This is a genomic window from Actinoplanes regularis (assembly GCF_900188005.1).
Classification (GTDB): domain Bacteria; phylum Actinomycetota; class Actinomycetes; order Mycobacteriales; family Micromonosporaceae; genus Actinoplanes; species Actinoplanes regularis.
In genome coordinates this window covers 1-5630 of the sequence record NZ_FZNR01000054.1, presented here as the reverse complement: position 1 = coordinate 5630, position 5630 = coordinate 1, and the positions used below count along the sequence as shown (strand labels likewise).

Here is a 5630-nt window from a genome sequence, read left to right as displayed (position 1 = left end):
TCGACGGTGACCGGTGAGTGGGTCGAGTCGTTCGGTGACGATTACTGGTTTGAGAATCTGCGTCGGCCGGTGCGGTTCGCTGATGCGGCGTCCGTGCTGGTCGCTGACGGGTTCGGGTTGTTCATCGAGGTCTCGGCGCATCCGGTGGTTTCGGTGCCGCTGGCGGATACCGGTGCGCGGGTCGTGGGCACGCTGCGGCGGGATGAGGGTGGTTGGCGCCGGTTCCTGATCTCGGCCGGTGAGGCTTACGCCGCTGGCGCGGAGGTCGACTGGGACACGGTGCTGCCGGAGGACGCCCGGGTGGTCGACCTGCCGACGTACGCCTTCGAACGCGACCGCTTCTGGCTGGAGAACACCGGCGGCCTCGGCGATCTCGCCGAAGCCGGGCTCGGCTCGACCGAGCACCCGCTCCTGCCCGCGGCAGTGCTGCTCCCCGACGGTGAGGGCGTCGTGCTCACCGGCCGGCTCAGCGCCACGAGCCCGGCCTGGCTCGCCGACCACGCCGTGCTCGGCACCGTGCTGCTGCCCGGCGCCGCCTTCGTCGAGCTGGCCGTGCGGGCCGGCGACGAGGTCGGCTGCGACCGGATCGAGGAGCTCACCCTGGCCGCCCCGCTGGTGCTCGGCGACGACCCGGTGATGCTCCGGGTGGTCGCCGGCCCGGCCGACGACGACGGCCGCCGCCCGGTCACCATCCACTCCTGCGCGGACGGCGGCACCTGGACCACACACGCCACCGGCACCCTCGCGATCGGTGCGGTCGGCACTGCCGGCGACCTCACCACCTGGCCCCCGGCCGGCGCGGAAGAGGTTTCCACCGAGGACTTCTACGAAGGGCTGGCCGCCGACGGCTACCGCTACGGCCCGGCCTTCCGTGGCCTTCAGCGGGTCTGGCGCCGCGGCGACGACGTCTACGCCGAGGTCGCCCTCGCCGACCCGGAGGCCGCCCGCTACGGCCTGCACCCCGCCCTGCTCGACGCGAGTCTGCACGCGATCGGCATCGGCGTCAGCGAGGACGCGGTGCGGTTGCCGTTCAGCTGGACCGGCGTGACCCTGCACGCCTCCGGGGCCACCAGCCTGCGGGTGCACCTGGCACCGGCCGGCGACGACACCGTCCGCGTCACGCTCGCCGACCCGGCCGGGGCCCCGGTCGCGACCGTGGAGGCGATGACCCGCCGCCCGATCACCGCCGACCGGCTGGCGGCCGCCGCTGACGACGCGCTGTTCCGGGTCCAGTGGACGCCGATCGAGGTGTCCGCGACCGGAGCGGCCGTGGTCACCGTGGCCGACCTCGCGGAGCTGACCGGCGACGTGCCGGACACGGTCGTTCTGCGACTCCCGGACGCCGGCGAAGGGGATCCGCACCGGGCCACCGTGCACGCCCTGGACCTGGTGCGGCGCTGGCTCGGCGACGACCGGTTCAGCGGATCCCGGCTGGCCGTGGTCACGACCCGCGCGGTCGTGGCCGCCCCGGGCGAACGGCTCGGCTCCCTCGCGTACGCCCCGGTGTGGGGTCTGATCCGGGCGGCGCAGGCGGAGAACCCGGACCGGTTCCTGCTGGTCGACGTGGACGGCAGCGAGGCCGCACTGGCCGCCCTGCCGGCCGCGCTGGCGGCCGGCGAACCCGAGGTGGCTCTGCGCGGCGGCATCGTGCACGCGCGGCGGCTCACGCGGGTGAGGTCGCGGGACGCGCTCGTCCCGCCCGCCGACGGGTCGTGGCGCCTGGACGCCACCGTGCGGGAGAGCCTCGAGAACCTCGAGTTCGTGCCCGCGCCCGAGGCGCACGCACCGCTCGCCCCGGGTGAGGTGCGGGTCGGCGTGCGCGCGGCCGGCATCAACTTCCGCGACCTGGTGTCGCTGCTCGGCATGGCGGCCACCGAGGAGGTGATGGGCGGTGAGGCGGCGGGCGTCGTGCTGGAAGTCGGTCCGGGCGTCACCGGGCTCGCGCCCGGTGACCGGGTGACCGGCCTGTTCGTCGGCGCGTTCGGCCCGGTGGCCGTCACCGAACAGGAGTTCCTCGCCAGGATGCCGTCCGGCTGGTCGTTCGCCGACGCGGCCGCCGTCCCGATCGCGTTCCTCACCGCCTACTACGGCCTTGTCGACCTGGCCGGGGTGCGGGCCGGGCAGCGGGTGCTGGTGCACGCGGGCGCCGGCGGCGTCGGCATGGCCGCGGTGCAGCTGGCCGGATGGCTCGGCGCCGAGGTCTTCGCGACCGCGAGCCCCGCCAAGTGGGACGTGCTGAGCGGGCTGGGACTGGACGACGACCACATCGCGTCCACCCGGGATCTGGGCTTCGCCGAGAAGTTCGCGGCCGTGACCGGCGGGGCCGGCATGGACGTCGTGCTCGACTCCCTCGCCCGGGAGTTCGTCGACGCCTCCCTCGGCCTGCTGCCGCGCGGCGGTCACTTCCTGGAGATGGGCAAGACCGACCTCCGCGATGCCGCCGAGGTCGCCGGGCACCACCCCGGCGTCCGGTATCGCGCCTATGACCTGGTGGAGGCGGGCCCGGCACGGACCGCGGAGATGCTCGCCCACCTCCTGTCGCTCTTCGCGGCCGGCGACCTGGCGGGCCTTCCGGTCACCGCGTGGGACGTGCGCCGGGCCGCGGAGGCGTTCCGGTTCATGTCGCAGGCCCGGCACGTCGGCAAGATCGTTCTGACGATCCCGCGAGCCGCGGACCCGTCGGGCACGGTGCTGATCACCGGCGGCCTGGGCACGGTGGGCGGTCTGGTCGCGCGCCGTCTGGCGGATTCCGGCGTACGCCATCTCGTGCTCACCGGCCGCCGCGGCCTCGCCACCGCCGGCGCCCCCGAGCTGGTCGCCGAGCTGGAACGGCTCGGCGCGCGGGTGACCGTGGTGGCCGGCGACGTCTCCGAGAGGTCCGTGGTGGAGCGGGTGCTGGCCGCCGTGCCCGCCGACGCACCGCTGACCGGTGTCGTGCACGCGGCCGGGGTCCTGGACGACGGCCTGGTCTCGTCGCTCACCCCCGAGCGGGTGTCCGCGGTGTTCGCGCCCAAGGTCGACGCCGCGATCCACCTGGACGAGCTGACCCGCGACGCGGACCTGGCGTTCTTCACGGTGTTCTCGTCGGCCGCCGCGACCCTCGGCGAGTCCGGTCAGGGCAACTACGCCGCCGCGAACGTCTTCCTGGAGAGCCTGATCGAGTCCCGTACCGTGGCGGGCCTGCCGGGCTCGGCGCTGGCCTGGGGTTTCTGGGCGGAGCGCTCGTCGATGACGGCGCACCTGTCGGACGTCGACGTGCGGCGGATGGCCCGCGGCGGTGTGCTGCCGCTCTCGTCGGAGCTGGGCGTCGAGCTGTTCGAGGCCGGGATGGCCTCGCCGTGGGGTGTGGTCGCCCCCGTCAAGCTGGACCTCCCGGCGCTGCGCTCGTCCGGCCAGATCCCGGCAGTGCTGCGCTCCCTGGTCGGTGCCGGCGCCCGCCGGTCGGCCGTCGCCGCGCCCGGCGCGAACGCGAGCTCGGGTCTGGCCGAGCAGGTCCGGGCACTTCCCGCGACCGACCGGGAACGGGTCCTGCTCGATCTGGTCCGCTCGCACGTCGGGTTCGTGCTGGGCTTCGCCGAACCGGACCGGATCGCCGCGAACCGGGCGTTCAAAGAGATCGGCTTCGACTCGCTGACCGCGGTGGAGCTGCGCAACCGGCTCGGCGCGGCCACCGGGCTGCGCCTGCCGGCCACGCTGGTCTTCGACTATCCGAGCCCGGCGGTGCTGGCCCGGCACCTGGTGACCGAGCTGACCGGCGACGCTCCGTCCGGGATGCCCACCACCGCGGTCAGCGTTGCGGCCGATGACGCCGAGCCGATCGCCATCGTGGGTATGAGCTGCCGGTTCCCGGGCGGTGCCGACTCACCCGAGCAGCTGTGGGAGCTGGTCGCGCGGGGCCGGGACGCGATGACACCGTTCCCCGCCGACCGTGGCTGGGATGTCGACGCGCTCTACGACCCCGATCCCGACCGGCCCGGCACCAGCTATGTCCGGGAGGGCGGCTTCCTGCACGACGCCGCCCGGTTCGACGCCGGCTTCTTCGGGATCAGTCCGCGTGAGGCGCTGGCGATGGATCCGCAGCAGCGGCTGCTGCTCGAGTCGTCGTGGGAGGCCCTCGAGCGGGCCGGCATCGACCCGGGCACGCTGGCCGGGAGCCGCACCGGCGTGTTCGTCGGCGTCATCACCAACGACTACACGACCTCGGTCGGTGTCGCGCCCGAGGACGTCCAGCCGTTCCTCGGCAACGGCGGCTTCAACAGCGTCGCCTCCGGCCGGGTGGCCTACACCCTCGGACTGGAGGGTCCGGCGATCAGTGTGGACACGGCGTGCTCGTCGTCGCTGGTGGCATTGCATCTTGCGGCGCAGTCGCTACGTCGGGGTGAGTGCTCGATGGCGTTGGCCGGCGGGGCGTCGGTGATGGCCACGCCGATCGCCTTCACCGACTTCTCCCGCCAGCGCGGCATGGCCGCCGACGGGCGGTGCAAGTCGTTCGCCGGGGCTGCGGACGGTACGGGCTGGGGTGAGGGCGTCGGCATGCTGGTGCTGGAGCGGCTTTCCGATGCTGAGCGGCTGGGTCATGACGTGCTGGCGGTGGTGCGGGGTAGTGCGGTGAATCAGGATGGTGCTTCGAACGGTTTGACCGCGCCGAATGGTCCGTCGCAGATGCGGGTGATCCAGCAGGCGCTTGCTGATGCGGGGCTCGGCACGTCCGATGTGGATGTGGTTGAGGCGCACGGTACCGGCACCACGCTGGGTGATCCGATCGAGGCGCAGGCGTTGCTCGCGACGTATGGCCAGGAGCGTGGTGGTGAGCCGTTGTATCTGGGGTCGTTGAAGTCGAATATCGGGCATACGCAGGCTGCGGCGGGTGTCGGTGGTGTCATCAAGATGGTGATGGCGATGCGGCATGGGGTGTTGCCGCAGACGCTGCACGTTGACGAGCCCACCCCGCAGGTGGACTGGGATTCCGGCGCGGTCGAGCTGCTTACTGCGGCTCGTGATTGGCCTGTGGTGGGTCGGCCGCGGCGGGCGGGTGTGTCGTCGTTCGGGATCAGTGGCACCAACGCGCATGTGATTCTGGAGCAGGCGTCGCCGGTCGTGGAGGCTGAGCGTGAAGTCGGCGCTCCGGTTGTTCCGTGGGTGGTGTCGGCGAAGTCGGCGGGCGCGCTCACTGGGCAGGTCGAGCGGCTGGCCATGGTGGCTGGGCGGGCCGAGCCGGTGGATGTCGCGCGGAGTCTGGTGTCGTCGCGTGCGGTGTTCGGGCATCGGGTGGTCGCTGTTGGTTCGTCGGCTGAGGAGTTGGTCGCGGGTCTGCGTGCGGCGGTTCCGGTCGAGGTGGTCACGGGTCGTGGTCCGGTGTTCGTGTTCCCGGGTCAGGGCGCGCAGTGGGTCGGCATGGCTCTCGGTTTGATCGAGGAGTCGCCGGTGTTCGCGGCGGCTCTGGCCGAATGCGCCCAGGCGCTGTCTCCGCACGTGGATTGGGACCTCTATACGGCGCTGCGGTCACCGGAGTTGCTCGCGCGGGTCGATGTGGTCCAGCCGGTGTCGTTTGCGGTGCATGTGGCGTTGGCGCGGTTGTGGGAGTCGGTCGGGGTTCGTCCGGCTGCGGTGGTGGGTCATTCGCAGGGTGA

Annotated in this window: 1 protein-coding gene; it reads left to right on the top strand. The window is 72.9% G+C overall.

The genetic code is table 11. The annotated features are described in order from the left end of the window. Positions 1-69 precede the first annotated feature (69 nt). On the top strand, positions 70-5630 hold a 5561-nt coding region (locus CHC09_RS44690; protein ID WP_179277575.1), incomplete at its 3' end, for a type I polyketide synthase.